A 16,423-nucleotide genomic window follows, 5' to 3' on the forward strand; every position below is an offset into this window, starting at 1 on the left:
TATCGTTTCTCTATTATCTCTTGATTTCTTCCATGACATAAGCCTCAATCACATCATCAGTCTTGATATCATTGTAGCCGTCAATCATCAATCCACCTTCACGACCGTTTGTAACTTCTTTGACGTCGTCTTTGTAGTGTTTCAAGCTTGCGAGTTCGCCATCATAGATAACAACACCGTCACGGATAACACGGACTTTAGAGTCACGGGTAACCTTACCGTTGATAACCATGAATCCACCGATAGTTCCCACTTTAGATACCTTGAAGGTTTCACGAATAACTGCTTCACCGATAACTTTTTCTTCAAATTCTGGATCAAGCATCCCTTTCATAGCTTCTTCCATCTCTTCGATAACCTTGTAGATAATGCTGTGGAGACGTATTTCAACATCGTCAGCTTCTGCTTGTTGACGAGCTTGTGGTGTAGGGCGTACGTTGAAACCAACGATAAAGGCATTTGAAGCTTCTGCAAGGGTCACGTCTGATTCGTTGATCGCACCGACCGCTGAGTGAACGATGGTCACTTTGACACCTTCCACATCGATTTTTTGAAGTGAGGCAGAAAGGGCTTCAACAGAACCTTGTACATCGGCCTTGATGATAACGTTAACAGACTTAAGTTCACCAGCTTTGAGGGTATCAAAGAGGTTTTCAAGGCTGACACGTTGGGTAGCTTGACGTTGTTTCATAAGGGCACGTTTGGCACGCTCTTCACCTGCTGCACGCGCAGATTTTTCATCCTCATAAACAGCAAAGTGGTCACCCGCCATTGGCGCTTCGTTCAAACCTGTGATAGAGACTGGTGTTGATGGTCCAGCAACCTTAACACGACGACCAAGGTCGTTGGTCATAGCACGGACACGACCGAAGGTATTTCCGACAACGATTGGGTCTTGGACATTCAAGGTACCTTGTTGAACAAGAAGGGTTGCGACCGCACCTTTTCCTTTATCCAAGCGAGCTTCGATAACCGTACCGATTGCACGCACTGTTGGGTCTGCCTTGAGTTCTTGGATTTCAGCTACAAGAAGGACTGTTTCCAACAATTCTTCGATATTTTGGTTGAATTTAGCTGAGATTTCAACAAATTCAGAATCTCCACCCCAAGCGGTTGACATCACACCATGCTCTGCCAATTCACCGATAACGCGTTCTGGGTTAGCACCTGGTTTATCAATCTTGTTAATGGCTACGATAATTGGAACGTTGGCCGCTTTTGAGTGGTTGATGGCTTCGATAGTCTGAGGCATAACCCCGTCATCTGCCGCTACAACCAAGATCGTAATATCGGTAACAGAAGCACCACGCGCACGCATAGATGTAAAGGCCGCGTGTCCTGGTGTATCAAGGAAGGTAATCTTCTTACCGTTTTCCACGATTTGGTAGGCACCGATATGCTGAGTGATACCACCCGCTTCACCTGTCGCAACACGAGAGTTACGAAGGGTATCTAGGAGTGTTGTTTTACCGTGGTCAACGTGTCCCATGATAGTTACAACCGGTGGACGCTCAACCAATTCATCTTCATTGAGATAACCATCTTCGACAAAGAAACGTTCGATGTCGGCATTATCCACTTCAACCTTTTGTTTGGCTTCGATACCGTAATCCACCATGAGGAGTTCGATTGTTTCCCCATCCAAGGATTGGTTCTGTGTGGCCATGACACCCATCATAAAGAGTTTCTTAACGATTTCAGCTGGTTCACGTTTGATACGTTTTGCGATTTCCGCAACGGTCATACCATCTGTATACTCAAATTCTGTTGGCAATTCATGGAATTTACGCTCTGTAACAGGTTTTGGAGTCTGATTACGGTTGTTCTTGTTATTGCCTTTTTTGTTCTTTTTGTTGTTATTCCAGTTACTATTCTTTTGATTTCTCACTTGATTTTGACTACTTCGATTCTTTTGTTGTTTTCTAGGACCATCTTCTTCGTGATCATAATCGTCACGATTTTTGTCTGGTCGAGCTTGTTTTTTACGACGTGTATCCACTGCAGGTTCTTTTTTCTCAGGGACGACTTCAACCACTGCTTGAACTTGCTGTGCTTGTTGCGCTTGTTCAGCTAACTTAGCCGCTTCTTCAAAGATTTCCTCTGGTTCCTTGCGTTTGTTAGCTTGAGCCAAGGCTTCTTTAGCAGCCTGATACTGCTTGAAGCGTTCCTCACTTGAACGTGCGTACTCTGCATTTTGTTCTGCTTTTAGGGCTGCTGCACGGGCTTTAAAGTCAACACGTGGAGCCGCTTGATTTGGACGCTTGTCCTCTTGCTGACGACGATCGTTTCCACGATTTTGCTGACCTTTCTGTTTCTTAGCTTGGTCATTAAAGCGGCGATTATCGCGGTTTCCTTGACCTTGTTTTCCACCATTGCGGCCGTCGTTTTTCTGACGGTTTCCGTTTTGTTGTTGGTCACGGTTATTGCCCTTATTTTGCTTGCGTCGTTCTGCCTGCTCTTTGGCACGGGCTTCACGCTCAGCCTTGAAATTACGGCTTTGCGGTTTAGCTGCTACTTTTTCTGCCTTCGGAGCGACTGGCTCAGCTGGTTTTGCCTCTTCCTTGGCTACAGCTGGTTTTACTGGTTCAGACTTTTCGGCTTTCTTTTCTGCACTTGCTTTTGGGGCTGCAGGTTTTGCCTCTTCCTTAGCTACAGCTGGTTTAGCTGGTTCAGACTTTTCGGCTTTCTTTTCTGCACTTGCTTTTGGGGCTGCAGGTTTTGCTTCTACTTTCGGAGCAGCTGCAGGCTTAAAGCTGGCAGCGATTTTTGCAGCGACAGCTTCTTCCACACTTGATGAGTGGCTTTTCACATCTAAGCCCAACTCTTTTGCACGCGCTACAACTTCTTTACTTTCTTTTCCAAGTTCTTTTGCGATTTCGTACAATCTTTTCTTAGACAAATCATGTCCTCCTCTTCTATTCCATAAGAGACCTCATTTTCTTTGTAAATCCAGCATCTGTTACAGCCAAAACCTTTCTTGATTTTCCGACTGCTATGCTTAATTCCAGTGTTGAAAACACGGTTACAATTTCTACTTGATAATAATGACTTTTATCTTGAATCTTCTTGGTCAGATTGGGTCCAGCATCATGGGCTAGAAAGACCAACTTGGCCTTGCCGTCTTGAATGGCCTTGACCACCAATTCTTCACCCGATATAATCCGCCCTGCTCGTTGAGCAAGTCCCAAGAGATTGCTTATCTTTTGCTTATTCAAGTCCTAACTCTCTTCTTTTCACTTTGTGATCCACATAAGCGATCAACTCGTCATAAAAGCTTTCATCCACTTCCATGTTAAAGCTACGGTTAAAGACCTTCTTCTTTTTCGCCTCTAGGGCTTCTGCATTGTCTAGCTTGATATAAGCGCCACGGCCATTGGCCTTGCCTGTCGGATCGATAAAGACTTGCCCTTCTTTGTTTTTGACAATGCGGAGCAAATCCCGCTTATCAATCACTTCATTGGACACGACAGACTTGCGCAAAGGGATTTTTCTCGTTTTCATCTTTCCCTCCTCTAGCAGCTTTTATTCTTCTACAGGATCGTTTTCTGCTTCCAAATCTACTGAAGCAGCTTCTTCCATGGCTTCAAATTCACTAGCAGACTTGATATCGATACGGTAACCAGTCAAGTGAGCTGCCAAGCGAACGTTTTGTCCACGACGACCAATTGCAAGGGAAAGCTTGTTATCTGGAACAACCACCAAGGCACGTTTGCTGTCGTTTTCATCAAATATAACTTGGTCAACCTCAGCAGGAGCGATGGCATTGTAGATAAATTCAGCTGGATCTGCTACCCACTCGATAACATCGATATTTTCTTCGATTGGTACCATGCGGTCATTTTTAGCATCGTAACGAGCTGGGTGGAATTTGCTGGTAATCTTCTTGATATTCGCTCCACCACGTCCAACGATTGTACCAATAGCGTCCACGTTTGGATTGTGGCTACGAACTGCAACCTTAGTACGGTCACCAGCTTCGCGAGCCACGCTCATGATTTCAACAGTTCCGTCATAAACTTCTGGAATTTCTTGCTCCATCAAGCGTTTGATCATTTCTGGATGGCTACGGCTAACAAAGACGTTGACACCGCGAGGGTTGTCTTCAACCTTGTAAACATAAACTTCGATACGATCATGAGAAGCAAAAACTTCTCCAGGAATTTGGTCTTGTTTTGACAATTGGGCTTCGATACTACCAAGGTTGACATAGATAAAGCGGTTGTCAAAGCGTTCTACAGTACCAGACATGATTTCTTGCTCATGTTCTTTATAAGTATTGTAAGTGATGGCACGTGTTTGCTTGCGCATTTTTTCCATGATGGTTTGTTTGGCAGATTGGGCTGCTACACGACCAAACTCAGCAGGTGCTTCTTCAAACTTGATTTTGTCACCAAGCTCATAGGCTGAATTAATGGCAAGAGCATCTTTCAAGCTGATTTCCAAACGGCTATCAAATACTTCATCAACAACTTCACGGACAGTATAAACTGTAAAGTCACCTGTTTTTTCGTTGAAGTCAATAGCTACACTGTCTGATTGACCATAGCGTCTGCGATAAGCGGAACGAAGCGACTCTACTACTGCGTCGATGATATCTTCTTTTTTGATTCCCTTGTCTTCTTCCAAAATGCGGAAGGCCTCTAGCATTTCTTTACTCATGTTTTCTTCACTTTTGAATCCTCAAAAGCTATCCTTTCTTTTTCTATAATTTAACTGCTAAACGTGCTTTTGATACTAAACTGTATGGAATTTGGACAGTTTTCTTACGCGTCTTGTCCATATATTCCATGGTCAACTCGTCCTCTTCAAAGGCCAACAAGGTTCCTTCAAAGACCTTTTGCTTATCGATGGCTTGGTAGAGCCCGACATGGATGTATTTCCCAACCGCTCCAGCGACGGCATCCTTGGTTTTCAAAGGACGTTCCAAGCCTGGACTGGTAATTTCTAGGAAATATTGTTCTGGGAAGGGATCTGGCTTGATGGTGTCTAGGACAGGACTGATCATTTCTGTCAAGTCTGCCGTGTCGTTCAAGGTAATTCCTTCAGGTTTATCTACAAAAATACTGAGAATCATGTCACTGCCAATCTTTCCATACTCGATATCCACGAGTTCGAAAGGTGCTTCTATGACAGGTTCTACAACTTCTCTGACTAATTCTACGATTGTTGCGATTGCGTCCACCTCCTCATAAGCAAGAGGCGAAGATATTTCCCCGCCTCACTTTTCATATTCTTACTCTTAGTATAGCACGTTTCCCAACTTATGTAAAGCAAAAGCACTTATACAGCCTGATTTCAGGCTATTTCTTAAAATTCTGCCTCAACTCGGTAGATAACTTGCCCCTTGTTGGAGAATTTTTGCTCGTATTCTGTCATGACATTGCCTTCAAAATCACTGGCATGTAAATCAAGCCAGACACCATTGAGCTTCATGCCATACTGAGAAAAGCTCACTAAACTGTACTCAAACAAGCCACGGTTATCCGTCTTGAAATGAATTTCTCCATTTTCAGGCAAGATACGTTTGAAGGTATCCAAGAAGGTCTTGTAAGTCAACCGACGCTTTTCATGGCGTTTTTTAGGCCAAGGATCTGAAAAGTTCAGATACAAACGATCAATCTCACCGTCTTCAAAGTAGTCAGTCAAATCAGAACCATCCACCCACAGAAGCTTGATATTAGGCACTCCAACTTCAAGCACCTTGTCCAAAGCGTAGCTCAAAACAGACTTTTGAATATCAATCCCGATATAGTTGATGTCAGGGTTCTGCTTGGCCATACCTGAAACAAAGGCACCCTTTCCACTTCCAACTTCCACATGAATGGGATTGTCATTGCCAAACAAGTCCCGCCATTTTCCCTTGGCTTCCAAGGGATTGAGGACCACATACTGGGGATTTGCCTCTAGTAATTCTGTCGCCCCTTTACGATTTCTAACTCTCATCTTCTCTTTCCATACTTGTCTCGGAAGTGACGCAAGCCATGGATCTCCCGATTGACATTTTCTAAATCTTGGTTCATATAATACTTGGAAATCTGGCTCAAGTAAGACAATTGACCATACCAATACAATTTACTTAATACTGTTTGATTGTACTTGTAACCGTAGTAGGTCAACCATTCCTTCCACTGATGTTCTGGAATATAATGGCAGAGCATATGGGCCACATCAAACATGCGGTCGGTCAAGCGAACCGAATCCCAATCTACCAAATAAATCAAGCCACTATCTGTCTCAATCCAATTACTATGTCGTACATCTCCATGGACAATGGTCGCATAGTCCTCTCTAAATCCTGGAATAGTCTGACGTAAATCAGCCATCACTTCACTGATAAAATGATTTTTACGCAAAGCATCTGGAGCAGTTTCCTGCCAAGACTGTAGTAAATCTACAGGTGTTTCCATGGCATATCCCAAACGACTCAACTGTGTCATCAACGGACGTGAGCGATGAAGACGGGTTAAAATATTGACGATTTGCTTACGATTCATATCATAGGGGGTCAATATTTTGCCTGTCAACCATTCTTGAGCACACATATCACGCCCATCTGCCAAACGGCGACTCCATAATAATTGTGGAGCAATTTGTTCTCTAGCTAGACCAGGTAGGATTGGAGAGGTGTTCATTTTTACAAAGATACGCTTCCCATCAGGATAGCTACCCATATAAGCCTTGCCACTTTTCCCAGGTATGGGAGTCAGTGTTAGCTCATTATCACCCAAATCCATTTCTTTCCTCCGTATAAAGTTTCCTTACTATTCTACTAGTTTTTGGCCTATTCGTCAACCGCTCCACGCCCGATTCTCAAAGAAAAGCATCTCAATTGGCTCGGGCTATCATTATAGCTTGAAAAAGGCAAGCACCGTCTTCTGCTTACCTTTTCATAATTTTTATAAATAATATAAGAGTGGCCAACTGTTGTAAAACATGTGGACTAGAGTAGAAACCCATAAGTTTTGGCTCTTTTTATAAGCAAAGCCCAGCAACAAGCCCCCAAGTAGATAAAAAATAAACGAAGGGACATTAGAAGGTCCATGCATAAAAGAAAAGAGAGAGGAAGTCAGTACAATCCCTAACCAAGAATTGTCAAAAACCGCACCTTGAAGAAGTCCTCTGAAAATGAGTTCCTCCTGGATGGGGCCAAAAACTGAGGTAGTCAAAATCAAAGACAGAGAAATTCCTCTGCTGACTTCCGCCAAGTGTTGAACTCCTGCGCCAGAAGAAATAGCGAAGAAATGAATATAAACCAGCGTCTCAAGCACACTTAGAAGAAAGATTGCAATGAAAAGCAAAAGGTCTTTCTTGCTTAACATCCCAAAAGAAATCATTTCAAACTTTCTAGCATAAGCAACACTCAGCGAGGTTACAAGAAGACTTACAATAATCAATGCAGATTCATTTTGAAAAAAATCTCCATGGTTAATCGTATAAGGAACTGTAATGACGATTAGTAGTACTAAAAATCCAAAGCACAAGGCATGAAATTTATCAAAAAACTCCATAAAACTATCCTCCTCACCAAACAGACTTCCTACGCGTCATTCTTTAGTTCTAGCCTTTCCAAAACAAACCATTTGAGTAACCAAAATCCGACCACATAACCACCCCCTAAAAAGATAGCCATTAAAGATAGCATGGGGTTTAGGAAATAAAAGGCCATAACAGATACAAAGGTTAGCACAAAAACATTAAAGGTAATGGTGTCAGAAGCCAAGACCAGAATATAAGGAGTCAACCAGTCTAAGGTTTTGGAATCTAGGAAAAATAAGTGTTTATACATGGTAACCTCCTCTATGGCTGAAAAGCAAGACTTTTGTTTTTTTACCCCAAGACCCTATGTAAAAAAGTGAGCAAAAACGGGAAGGTCGCTACAATATTATTGATCACATGCACCGCATAGGATGGATAAATACTCTTGGTATAGCGGGTCAAACCGGCAAAGATGATGCCAAATGTCGCAAAGACGAAAATATCTAACAGACTAGGTAAGTTTGAAAAATGAGGAAGAGCAAACAAAATGGAAGGAAGAAGCAAATCAAGGCCAAATCGCGAATGCTTAAAGAAGGCGTGTTGAAGTAATCCCCTATAAATCAACTCTTCCATTAGTGGAGTCAGGAAAAACAGGGTTACATAGATACCTAGCTCAGCAAAGTTGGTCCCACTATAACCGATCAATACGGCCCAACCTTCAGCAGTTGACTGAACATGTTTAGCTATCTGAACGTTAAAAGAGATCTGGAGCACTAGCACTAATACTGTCAAAATCGAATACCAAAGCCATTTTTTTCTTGGAATGTGAAAGAGATAACCATGACCTGTCTTAACCAGAATCCAAATCATGACTCCGCTAAATAGTAAACTCAAGATATTTTGAATCCAGACGAAATTGCCAATCTGGGAAGAAAATTGCCAATAATTTTGGACGATAAGCGTCAGCTGAGAAAGACCAAATACGAAAAATAAGTAAGAGAAGACTGCACTTATTTTGAATAGAAGTTGATACTTTTTCATAGAAATCCTCCCCACTATGACATCCCCTTGTCAGGGTCTACTACTGCAAGATTAAGAAGGCAGTTTGTTCTTTTTAAGGCTAACCTGACTACTAGATAATAGATACATTAAGGCATTAAAGACAATGAAAATATGTCCATAGAATAAAATCAATCTCGCATCCAAACCAAGATACAGTTTGACCATCAAAAAGATGAGCAAAAGAATTTGAAACCATAGCGTTTTTCCAAAAATAAATTTAAAACGGTTTTGAATGTCTGCCTCCTTGATTTTTATCGCCAACCCTTTATTGGCAAGAAGGAAAACTCCTGCTTCAAATAATCCACTGTAGAGAACAAGCCACCCAATCGATACATTAGAGATTTGTAAAAATGTCCCTAAAAGAATATCCAACATACTACTCAAGAAAATAACAAAAAATAATCTGTATTTCATATTAAACACCTCCATTCATTTATTTCACTAACAATTTAATAGAGCCTTCTACTCAAATATCCTGTCAGAAAAGGATAGAAAGCTACTTTTTATAATACTTCAAGCCCCAAATGAGTAAAAGCATGATAATCAAGCAGAGAATAACGCCAATATAGGCAATTAGTTGTTGATAGAATTCTCCTGCTGTGATACCTCTATACAAACAGATAATAGACATAAAACCTGTCAAACCGATAAACATAAGTTGATTGGTTCTAGGACTAACCAAATCATCATTTACTTATATTTAAGACTATCTCTTTTATGTTAGTGTATGTTAACACTAAAAAACAAGTTAGGCCAATAATATTTAAAATGAACAATAACGGGGTTAAGTCTCTAAAAAAATTATCTACTGACACTACAAGAAATACTATACATATTATAGTCGAAACTATCTTTTTCTTATCCATAATTATTTACTCCTTTCCTAACAAATCCAGCTTATCAATCAAGAGCGATTTTTAACATAATGTAGCAGCACCCGTTGCAACTTTGACAATTTCAGTATAGCACTATTTGTTAAAGTTTTTCATCCAAATCTTGAATTGTCATCGAGACATCTTGAATTGTAAAAACTTCATTAGCCCCTACTTTTTATAATACTTCAAGCCCCAAATGAGTAAAAGCATGATAATCAAGCAAAGAATAGCACCAATATAAGCGATTAGTTGTTGATAAGATTCTCCTGCTGTGATACCTCTATACAAACAAATAATAGACATAAAGCCTGTCAAGCCGATGAACATCAGTTGATTGGTTCTAGGACTAACCAAATCATCGTCTTCAAACTCTCTTATCCTCATTTCCCTAGTGAGATAAACAGTGACTAAAATAGAAGCCAAGTTAATAACCACCAAAAGAAATTGGAAAACTAAGGAAAAATTTAAAAACTGACGAGATAGAAATAGATAAGTAGAGACAAGCAAGGGCAACTGACCTAAGAACAATCTCGCAAGGAAGATGTTCCGTTTTTTAGCAAGAAAAGTTTTCATTTCTTTGCTCCTTTCTTTTTAGTTAAAGCAAGATAAATCATAACCGCAATCACATAGGCTATGGTATAAAATAGCTGATACCAAGTACTCTCCCTAAGCGGATAAAGAAAGATGGACATGATTAGATATAGAACGAAAATAATCAGTATTTTTGTCTTCATAAAATTTCCTCCTAAATGTTTGTTGAGCTACAACCTTTACACTATTAGTATAGCACTTATTTTGACCTTAGATCACTCAAATCACGAATGGTCATCAAAACATCTTGAATTGTAAAAAATTTAAAAAGCAAGCATGAAAAACATACTTGCCCTTTACACCATATTGATACCAACTTAATTTGTAGATTTTTTATCTAATTAGATCTATCTTTATTCTTCTTTGGAGATTTTAAAAATTTTTCCCTAATTACAGAAGTAATAAAAGAAACAAACATACCAACAACAAAAGCAATAAGAAAACTTTTGAAATCCATAATTACCTCCAAATACACAAGCTCAAGTCTTTAAGCAACCATAATAGCCAATTGTAACATTGTTTTTGCATTCACGAGGAATACCTCTTTTTACTTTCGTCCTATTACAACCTTAATAAGGTTAGTATACTACTATTTTTTAAAATTTTCCATCCAAATCATAAATGGTCATCAAAACATCTTGAATTGTAAAAAATTTAAAAAGCAAGCATGAAAAACATACTTGCCCTATGGAAACTTAACAATGTGAAAATACAAAATAGAAAACTATTCACCCTTACTTCCGTCTGTTCTGATAGATTCTCATGATTGCAACCAGGATACAGGCTGTCCCACCTGCCAAAACCAGGAGGGTAATGATAATGTTGAGAATTTCAGGCGTCCTCTCTATTCTGTTGACAAGACGGACTAAAGACAATACTGTCAATAAGAGTAAAGCTATTGACCCTGTCCGAATTAAAGAAGTCAGTCGGTTCTCAACCGCATATAAAAAGGCTGGTAGCAAAACACAGGCTATAGCAATCACAAACAGGTTGCTCCCTGTTTCTTCTCCCTTGTTCACCACGGAAATCATGAGAAGATTCGATGCTATGATTAACGTAGAACAGATGATAAAAAAGGATTTCTTATTCATATAGGGTACCTCATATACTATGGCATTTTAATTGATGACTACAGGCGGTACTTCTTTCCACAGATCTTCTAATCATCAACTGACATCGAGTGAACTGTTAAAACCTGACGAAAGACTTGATTTTGACAGGTGGTATTTAGACTGGTATTGGGATGGCTTTCCACAATTTTCATGACGGTATAGAGACCAACTCCTCTCTCCTCCCCCTTAGAGCTTGCTCCAAAGGAGAAGATTTCAGAAATATCGATGCCCTCTTCTTTGATGGAGTTTTCGATGATAAAGGTCTCCTGTGCCCCATTTTTTAAAAAGGCGATTGAAACATGAGGTTGACAGGCTTCTACACTAGCTTCAATAGCATTGTCACAAAGGATAGACACAATGGTTAGAAAATCAAGCAAGCTCATCCCCTCGACCTGAATCTCCTCTGGAACTTCGACATTAAAGACAATATCCTTTTCTCTGGCTTTTAGAAATTTCCCTGCTAGGAGACTTTTGAGGGCTTTATCACGAACATTCACCAATCGGCCCAGGTCATATTTGTTGTCCTGCAATTTTTCACTAGAATCCTTTAAGACCGAGTCGTAGACCTCTTTTATCTGCTCCATATCCTCCTCTTCAATGCCCAGACGTAAGCTGGTCAAAAGGTTGGTGTAGTCATGGCGAAAACTCCGTACTTCCTTGTAAAGTTCCTCTATATGCCGACTATAGCGTTCCATATCTCTGTAGCGCAAGGTCTGCTCTTGGTCCAATCTCTCATGGAGTTTGTCCTTCAAATAGGTATCCAGTTTCTTGATAATCCCCATAAAAAAGAGAAAGTAAAACACCAGAATCAGATGGCGAACAGTCTTTGATTGAATACCTTGTTCATATTCAAAGAAAGACAGACTTTGCATCACCAAATAGTACGCCCCCATTATCCAGTTAATCGTAGTCAGGGACTTTTGAAAAGTTTTATCTAGAATCTCCCTTCTCAAGTTAGTGAAATCATAGTCCAACCATTTCAAAAAGACTAGGGAAATGAAGAAATTGAAAATTATTATACATAACCAAGCAAATGAGTAGTCATCATATACTTGCCCTTGTCCCAAAAATGGAAGCACAAAATAGGAAACACCTCTATGAAAGAGATTCACTAATATCATTGGAAAGAGACCATAAAAGAGAAGGAGTTTTTTAGGAAGTCCTCTTAACAATAAGAAAGATAAGCCTATGCCGTACAAGGGTTCCATAAAATAAAATAGGTAATTATCTCCCACCATATATTCAATCATTAAAAAAACAAAGGCCAACAGTATCTTAAAAAGAAAAGCCTTAAAAATCCTCTCAAAAGTGATACCAATTCCATCCACCTTAAAGAAAATGACAATTTCTAGTCCATGAGTAATAAGTGTATACAATAATATCCAAGCAATATTCATAAACTCTCCTAGCTCAGTGTAAGTTATTAATAGCCTCAGACACTTCCCTGACCTTATAACGCGCTATCATACAGCTTCCGCCATTAGGAAAGAAAAGGAGTTTCTCTTTCTTATCCAAACGAACCACATTGGCTGGATTGATGAGAAAAGAGCGATGGCACTGCAAGAGACGAGGCTCCTGCTTGAAAACCTCCTCTAAACTCGCTGTAAATTCCAGCCTGTCTGTCTTGGTATAGAGAATAACACGATGGGCTCTGGGAGACGTTTCGAGATAGTAAACCTCTTTAAAAGGATACTGGAATTGGGCAAATTTTGATTTAAAGTAAAAGCAATCTTCCGCCAGACTTTTACTGTCTTGACTATTGGCATAGAGAAGGGCTGTCTCGATACGAGATTCAAACTCCTCTGCTGAAAGGGCCTTATCAATGTAGTCCAAAGCAGACACCTGATAGCGAAAGGACAGGGGCATAAACTCCGAGTGAGTCGTCACAAAGACAATCAGGGCATAAGGATCCCGATCCCGAATCTTTCTAGCCACTTCCAGCCCCTTCATCTCTTCATTTCGAATCTCAATATCCAAAAAGAATAGCTGATGGGCTCCCTTCTCATGCACCTCTGCCAGCAGTTGGTCTGGCTTACCAAAGACCTCAAAGGAGCTGGGAACGATATGATGTTCTTTCAAAAGTTTCTCAATCGTCGTTTCAATCCTAGTCTGTTGGGAAAAATCATCTTCTAAAACAAATATTCTCATCTTCTTACTCTCCTTGTTTCAACCATTTTTGGCGAATTTCTCTATAGCGACGTCTGGCATACTTGACAGCGTATTGACCTTCTTCTCCAAGAAAAAGGATTCTTTCTTGAAAATCAATCGATTTTACTTTATCAAGATTGACCAAACAATTTCTATGACACCTCATCAAGTTTTCCCCATATTGGTTCTCAAGATTACTTAAATTTTGAACCATATTAAAACTAGCCTCTTCTGTAACAATCTGTACGGTATGGGCTTTAGTTGGATGTGTTTGGATATAGTAGACATCGTCGATGTTTACTTTATAAACTGTTTTCTGTGTCTGAATAATCATATGTTTCATTGGATTCTCCTCCTAAGAAAAGAATAACAGAAAAGTTCTCACACAAGCGCACCCAATCCTAAACAGTCTTTGAAAGCTCCTAAAAGGATTATTTTTCCATAACATCATGATGAGGTTACAACTATTTTATCATAAAATCTTAACAGGACCATTCAGGAAATTTCAAGGACAATTAAAGATTTGAAGGCGAAAAAGGAGATAAAAGTGATAGACTATGATTATAGAAAGACTATGTTTGCAACAACTTTAAAAATCATCAAAAAAGGAGGGGTGCATATGATTTATTCACATCCACCATGATTAACACCCTATAAATATACTCTATTGCAATTGACGTAAATATAACAAGGAGAAAATTATGGCCAAGTCAAATAAAACAAAACAATTAACATCAATCGAACTTTCTCATATAAATGGCGGTAGTATTCCATATGGATGGTATTCTCCGTTTCATATGATTAGCGATAATGTACTATGTAGAAATGGATATTCATATAATAAAGCTAATCTTGATAATGGTAAATGTATCATTGATTGGGGCAACATAGTTGGCAATGTTGCTAATAATATAGGTGCCTCACTAGGAGATTTACACAATCCCTTACCTTAAAACATAAATTATATAGGAGGTCACGTAAATGACAGACCCAATTAAAACTGCTCAGGCACTGATAACTGACTTAAACAAAGCCTACCAAGCATGCAGACAGGCAACCGCTGACGACGTCCGCTTTCAGGAGCAATTAAACTCTATTCTTGGCTTTCTAGCAAAGGCTGAGACAGTGGATAATCGAGTCTTGATTGAACTGGAAAAATTTTACCAGACTTCCAGTCTTCTCATGGGACTCAGCGCTCTTGATCCAGATGCTCCCACTCGCGCCGCTTGGCGGGCCTATGATCGCTTTCACTTTGACCAAGTCAAGACCAAGTTGAGTCTCTACGGGCCAACCATTATCCTGTAGCAACTAAAAAGAAGCTGAGACAAACTGAACTCAACTTCTTTTTTAATATCATATAAGCAATGTTAGTCCTGCATCTGACGTTTTACTTGATAAGGTAAGTACAAGACTAGTAAAACCAAACCAGCTCCCAGTAAGGCTAGAAGGGCTAGTTTTTCTTGGAAGGTAATCAACCCAACAACTAATTCCACTACTAAGACCAAACTGGTCAATCCTCTGACTACAGCCTGCAAGCCTTTTTCCTTTTGCCCCTTGTCCAGCGGAAAGAGTTGGGTCAAATACTGGTAGTCAAAGGCGTGATAGAGGGCCAGCAACTGGAAGAGCAAGAGGTAGTTAAAGAGAACCACCACTGCTGTCGCAATCCAAGCTTGCTCGATAAAGACCTGTGCCAGTATGGAAAGCAAGAGAAGACGAAGACTGAGGGCAAAGAGGTCTCCATTTCGCAGATAAGAACGCAGATAGAGATTTTGCCAAATCTTCCCAGGCGCCTTCTGAACGGCCTTTAGGATAAAGTCCAGATAGACACGACGCTTGACGCTGTTTGAAATTCCCTTGACCTGCGTAAAAAGGGCAAAGAAACGAAGCAAGACTTGCTTACGCTTGCTTTCTTGGGAAATAACATAGTCCCAGTTCAGTCCAGTTTCCGTGAAAAATTTGCTAGCCTTTTGACGAAAGAGGAAATATTTACCTACTCCCAATAAAAGCACATAGACCAGAAAAACAGGCAAGCCATAGCCCATTGCTAAAAATAAGGGCGCAAATAACAGCAAGAAAAGGGTTTGGACAAAGAGCCAAAATACTAGGGAAATGCCAGTTTGACGCTTGAGATGGAGTTTGATTTCCTCTTCTCCGACTAAGAGAAAGAGCTTGTCCGGAGCCTCCATATAGGTGGCAATTCCACCCCAAAGCAAAAGTAAAACAGACGTAATTCCTACAAATAAAAGGATGGGCCAATGATTTTCAGGAAAATGTTGCAAGAGTTGACTGTACTGGTAGGCTAGAAAGCCCAGCAGAACAAGCAGGAACAAGACAAAGTGGTCATTGAGAACATAGCGCAGATAACCGACACACTCCTTACGAAAAGCCTGCTTTCTCTTTAAAAACAAGTCTTTCATAGCTCCTCCTCTTTGGTCAGAGCCAAGTAAATATCATTCAAACTAGCCTCAGGCATATCAAAGGCTTCGCGCAGTTGCAGGAGATTCCCCTTAGCACGCACCTCTCCCTTGTGAAGAATGACAAAGGCATCACACATCTTCTCCGCCGAATCCAGCACGTGGGTACTCATGAGAATAGACTTGCCTTTTTGCTTTTCCACTTCCAACAGCTGAATCAAGTCAGAAATAGCCAGCGGATCCAGACCAAGGAAAGGCTCATCCACGATGAAAAGACTCGGATCCACCACAAAAGCACAGATAATCATGACCTTTTGCTTCATCCCTTTGGAAAAATGAACAGGGAACCAGTCCAATTTCTGATCCAGACGGAACATTTTTAACAAAGGTTCTACTCGATCAAAAGCCACTTTCTGCTCAATACCATAAGCCATGGCAACCGTTTCGATATGCTCTCTGAGGGTCAATTCCTCATACAGACTAGGTGTCTCAGGAATGTAGCCAATTTGCTTGCGGTAGCTAGTCGCATCTTCTTGCAGGGTCAAGCCATTGATATTGATAGAACCACTATAAGGTGTCAACAGACCGATAATCTCATTGATTGTCGTCGATTTTCCAGCACCATTGAGACCAATCAGACCGACCAGCTGCCCACTTTCAACAGTAAAGGACACATCTTTCAAGACAGGGACATGAACATAGCCACCTGTCAGGTTTTTAATTTCTAACATATTTTCTCCAAATC

Annotated in this window: 23 protein-coding genes; 2 read left to right on the forward strand and 21 right to left on the reverse strand. The window is 40.4% G+C overall.

The features are described 5' to 3' along the window. Nucleotides 1-13 precede the first annotated feature (13 nt). The 19 genes from infB to HT730_RS05965 all read right to left on the reverse strand — a co-directional run bounded on the left by infB (nt 14) and on the right by HT730_RS05965 (nt 13,607). A complete protein-coding gene (infB, locus tag HT730_RS05880; protein WP_173307074.1) occupies nt 14-2,899 on the reverse strand; it encodes a translation initiation factor IF-2 in 2,886 nt (961 codons plus the stop codon). A gap of 16 nt (nt 2,900-2,915) precedes the next feature. Next, nucleotides 2,916-3,215 carry a YlxQ-related RNA-binding protein gene (locus HT730_RS05885; protein ID WP_001041390.1) on the reverse strand — a complete coding sequence of 100 codons (300 nt, stop codon included), beginning with the start codon at nt 3,213-3,215 and terminating at the stop codon, nt 2,916-2,918. Continuing rightward, nucleotides 3,208-3,501, reverse strand: a complete 294-nt coding sequence (locus HT730_RS05890) for a YlxR family protein (protein WP_057487485.1) — start codon at nt 3,499-3,501, stop codon at nt 3,208-3,210. Before HT730_RS05890 ends, HT730_RS05885 begins: the two co-directional genes overlap by 8 nt. Nucleotides 3,502-3,522: 21 nt before the next feature. Beyond that, nucleotides 3,523-4,659, reverse strand: a complete 1,137-nt coding sequence (gene nusA / locus HT730_RS05895) for a transcription termination factor NusA (protein ID WP_057487486.1) — start codon at nt 4,657-4,659, stop codon at nt 3,523-3,525. 43 nt (nt 4,660-4,702) lie between these two features. Further along, a complete protein-coding gene (rimP, locus tag HT730_RS05900; protein WP_001808916.1) occupies nt 4,703-5,182 on the reverse strand; it encodes a ribosome maturation factor RimP in 480 nt (159 codons plus the stop codon). A gap of 125 nt (nt 5,183-5,307) precedes the next feature. Further along, nucleotides 5,308-5,943 (reverse strand): tRNA (guanosine(46)-N7)-methyltransferase TrmB, encoded by a 636-nt coding sequence (gene trmB, locus HT730_RS05905; RefSeq protein ID WP_001266094.1) that lies wholly within the window; start codon nt 5,941-5,943, stop codon nt 5,308-5,310. After that, complete coding sequence (locus tag HT730_RS05910; RefSeq protein ID WP_000363006.1) at nt 5,940-6,734, reverse strand: phosphotransferase family protein; 795 nt, start codon at nt 6,732-6,734, stop codon at nt 5,940-5,942. The genes trmB and HT730_RS05910 overlap by 4 nt, the downstream gene beginning before the upstream one ends. A gap of 162 nt (nt 6,735-6,896) precedes the next feature. After that, nucleotides 6,897-7,508, reverse strand: a complete 612-nt coding sequence (locus HT730_RS05915; protein WP_173307075.1) for a type II CAAX endopeptidase family protein — start codon at nt 7,506-7,508, stop codon at nt 6,897-6,899. A gap of 29 nt (nt 7,509-7,537) precedes the next feature. Further along, the gene (blpZ, locus tag HT730_RS05920; RefSeq protein ID WP_173307076.1) at nt 7,538-7,786 is read right to left on the reverse strand and encodes an immunity protein BlpZ; all 249 of its coding nucleotides are present in this window, start codon (nt 7,784-7,786) and stop codon (nt 7,538-7,540) included. A 41-nt stretch (nt 7,787-7,827) separates the two neighbouring features. Next, nucleotides 7,828-8,517, reverse strand: coding sequence for a CPBP family intramembrane glutamic endopeptidase (locus HT730_RS05925; protein WP_000760519.1), 690 nt, complete (start codon nt 8,515-8,517; stop codon nt 7,828-7,830). Between the two features lie 51 nt (nt 8,518-8,568). After that, nucleotides 8,569-8,952, reverse strand: coding sequence for an immunity protein (locus tag HT730_RS05930; protein ID WP_173307077.1), 384 nt, complete (start codon nt 8,950-8,952; stop codon nt 8,569-8,571). 82 nt (nt 8,953-9,034) lie between these two features. Further along, nucleotides 9,035-9,220: a hypothetical protein gene (locus HT730_RS05935; RefSeq protein ID WP_173307062.1), complete on the reverse strand. Its 186-nt coding sequence runs from the start codon at nt 9,218-9,220 to the stop codon at nt 9,035-9,037. A 361-nt stretch (nt 9,221-9,581) separates the two neighbouring features. Then, nucleotides 9,582-9,986 (reverse strand): immunity protein, encoded by a 405-nt coding sequence (locus HT730_RS05940; RefSeq protein WP_138704684.1) that lies wholly within the window; start codon nt 9,984-9,986, stop codon nt 9,582-9,584. Then, nucleotides 9,983-10,147: a hypothetical protein gene (locus tag HT730_RS05945; RefSeq protein ID WP_173307078.1), complete on the reverse strand. Its 165-nt coding sequence runs from the start codon at nt 10,145-10,147 to the stop codon at nt 9,983-9,985. The genes HT730_RS05940 and HT730_RS05945 overlap by 4 nt, the downstream gene beginning before the upstream one ends. A 194-nt stretch (nt 10,148-10,341) precedes the next feature. Next, nucleotides 10,342-10,461 carry a PncF family bacteriocin immunity protein gene (locus tag HT730_RS10500; RefSeq protein WP_240151468.1) on the reverse strand — a complete coding sequence of 40 codons (120 nt, stop codon included), beginning with the start codon at nt 10,459-10,461 and terminating at the stop codon, nt 10,342-10,344. Between the two features lie 277 nt (nt 10,462-10,738). After that, nucleotides 10,739-11,095, reverse strand: a complete 357-nt coding sequence (locus HT730_RS10505; protein WP_240151469.1) for a hypothetical protein — start codon at nt 11,093-11,095, stop codon at nt 10,739-10,741. 68 nt (nt 11,096-11,163) lie between these two features. Then, on the reverse strand, nt 11,164-12,513 hold the full coding sequence (locus tag HT730_RS05955; RefSeq protein ID WP_173307080.1) for a sensor histidine kinase: 1,350 nt from the start codon (nt 12,511-12,513) through the stop codon (nt 11,164-11,166). 13 nt (nt 12,514-12,526) lie between these two features. Then, the gene (locus tag HT730_RS05960; protein WP_173307081.1) at nt 12,527-13,264 is read right to left on the reverse strand and encodes a LytTR family DNA-binding domain-containing protein; all 738 of its coding nucleotides are present in this window, start codon (nt 13,262-13,264) and stop codon (nt 12,527-12,529) included. Nucleotides 13,265-13,268: 4 nt separating this feature from the next. Further along, nucleotides 13,269-13,607 (reverse strand): LytTR family DNA-binding domain-containing protein, encoded by a 339-nt coding sequence (locus tag HT730_RS05965; RefSeq protein ID WP_173307082.1) that lies wholly within the window; start codon nt 13,605-13,607, stop codon nt 13,269-13,271. A 358-nt stretch (nt 13,608-13,965) separates the two neighbouring features. On the opposite strand from HT730_RS05965, the gene HT730_RS05970 reads away from it, so the two are divergent. Continuing rightward, a complete protein-coding gene (locus tag HT730_RS05970) occupies nt 13,966-14,217 on the forward strand; it encodes a hypothetical protein (protein ID WP_001130045.1) in 252 nt (83 codons plus the stop codon). Nucleotides 14,218-14,245: 28 nt separating this feature from the next. Continuing rightward, nucleotides 14,246-14,569 carry a hypothetical protein gene (locus HT730_RS05975; protein WP_000131861.1) on the forward strand — a complete coding sequence of 108 codons (324 nt, stop codon included), beginning with the start codon at nt 14,246-14,248 and terminating at the stop codon, nt 14,567-14,569. 62 nt (nt 14,570-14,631) lie between these two features. Here HT730_RS05975 and HT730_RS05980 read toward each other — a convergent pair whose 3' ends face one another. Further along, nucleotides 14,632-15,681 carry an ABC transporter permease gene (locus tag HT730_RS05980; RefSeq protein ID WP_173307083.1) on the reverse strand — a complete coding sequence of 350 codons (1,050 nt, stop codon included), beginning with the start codon at nt 15,679-15,681 and terminating at the stop codon, nt 14,632-14,634. Next, nucleotides 15,678-16,409, reverse strand: coding sequence for an ABC transporter ATP-binding protein (locus tag HT730_RS05985; RefSeq protein WP_049538864.1), 732 nt, complete (start codon nt 16,407-16,409; stop codon nt 15,678-15,680). The genes HT730_RS05980 and HT730_RS05985 overlap by 4 nt, the downstream gene beginning before the upstream one ends. Nucleotides 16,410-16,423: the final 14 nt, after the last annotated feature.

Origin of the sequence: Streptococcus sp. k-628, assembly GCF_013277475.1 — a bacterium.
Taxonomy (GTDB): domain Bacteria; phylum Bacillota; class Bacilli; order Lactobacillales; family Streptococcaceae; genus Streptococcus.

Coding starts and splice junctions, on each gene's coding strand:
- HT730_RS10500 (WP_240151468.1), bottom strand. CDS start 10,461: ATGGATTTCAAAAGTTTTCTTATTGCTTTTGTTGTTGGTATGTTTGTT.
- blpZ (WP_173307076.1), bottom strand. CDS start 7,786: ATGTATAAACACTTATTTTTCCTAGATTCCAAAACCTTAGACTGGTTG.
- HT730_RS05945 (WP_173307078.1), bottom strand. CDS start 10,147: ATGAAGACAAAAATACTGATTATTTTCGTTCTATATCTAATCATGTCC.
- HT730_RS05910 (WP_000363006.1), bottom strand. CDS start 6,734: ATGGATTTGGGTGATAATGAGCTAACACTGACTCCCATACCTGGGAAA.
- nusA (WP_057487486.1), bottom strand. CDS start 4,659: ATGAGTAAAGAAATGCTAGAGGCCTTCCGCATTTTGGAAGAAGACAAG.
- HT730_RS10505 (WP_240151469.1), bottom strand. CDS start 11,095: ATGAATAAGAAATCCTTTTTTATCATCTGTTCTACGTTAATCATAGCA.
- HT730_RS05960 (WP_173307081.1), bottom strand. CDS start 13,264: ATGAGAATATTTGTTTTAGAAGATGATTTTTCCCAACAGACTAGGATT.
- HT730_RS05985 (WP_049538864.1), bottom strand. CDS start 16,409: ATGTTAGAAATTAAAAACCTGACAGGTGGCTATGTTCATGTCCCTGTC.
- HT730_RS05940 (WP_138704684.1), bottom strand. CDS start 9,986: ATGAAAACTTTTCTTGCTAAAAAACGGAACATCTTCCTTGCGAGATTG.
- HT730_RS05890 (WP_057487485.1), bottom strand. CDS start 3,501: ATGAAAACGAGAAAAATCCCTTTGCGCAAGTCTGTCGTGTCCAATGAA.
- HT730_RS05975 (WP_000131861.1), top strand. CDS start 14,246: ATGACAGACCCAATTAAAACTGCTCAGGCACTGATAACTGACTTAAAC.
- HT730_RS05970 (WP_001130045.1), top strand. CDS start 13,966: ATGGCCAAGTCAAATAAAACAAAACAATTAACATCAATCGAACTTTCT.
- HT730_RS05965 (WP_173307082.1), bottom strand. CDS start 13,607: ATGAAACATATGATTATTCAGACACAGAAAACAGTTTATAAAGTAAAC.
- HT730_RS05955 (WP_173307080.1), bottom strand. CDS start 12,513: ATGAATATTGCTTGGATATTATTGTATACACTTATTACTCATGGACTA.
- HT730_RS05915 (WP_173307075.1), bottom strand. CDS start 7,508: ATGGAGTTTTTTGATAAATTTCATGCCTTGTGCTTTGGATTTTTAGTA.
- HT730_RS05930 (WP_173307077.1), bottom strand. CDS start 8,952: ATGAAATACAGATTATTTTTTGTTATTTTCTTGAGTAGTATGTTGGAT.
- trmB (WP_001266094.1), bottom strand. CDS start 5,943: ATGAGAGTTAGAAATCGTAAAGGGGCGACAGAATTACTAGAGGCAAAT.
- HT730_RS05925 (WP_000760519.1), bottom strand. CDS start 8,517: ATGAAAAAGTATCAACTTCTATTCAAAATAAGTGCAGTCTTCTCTTAC.
- HT730_RS05980 (WP_173307083.1), bottom strand. CDS start 15,681: ATGAAAGACTTGTTTTTAAAGAGAAAGCAGGCTTTTCGTAAGGAGTGT.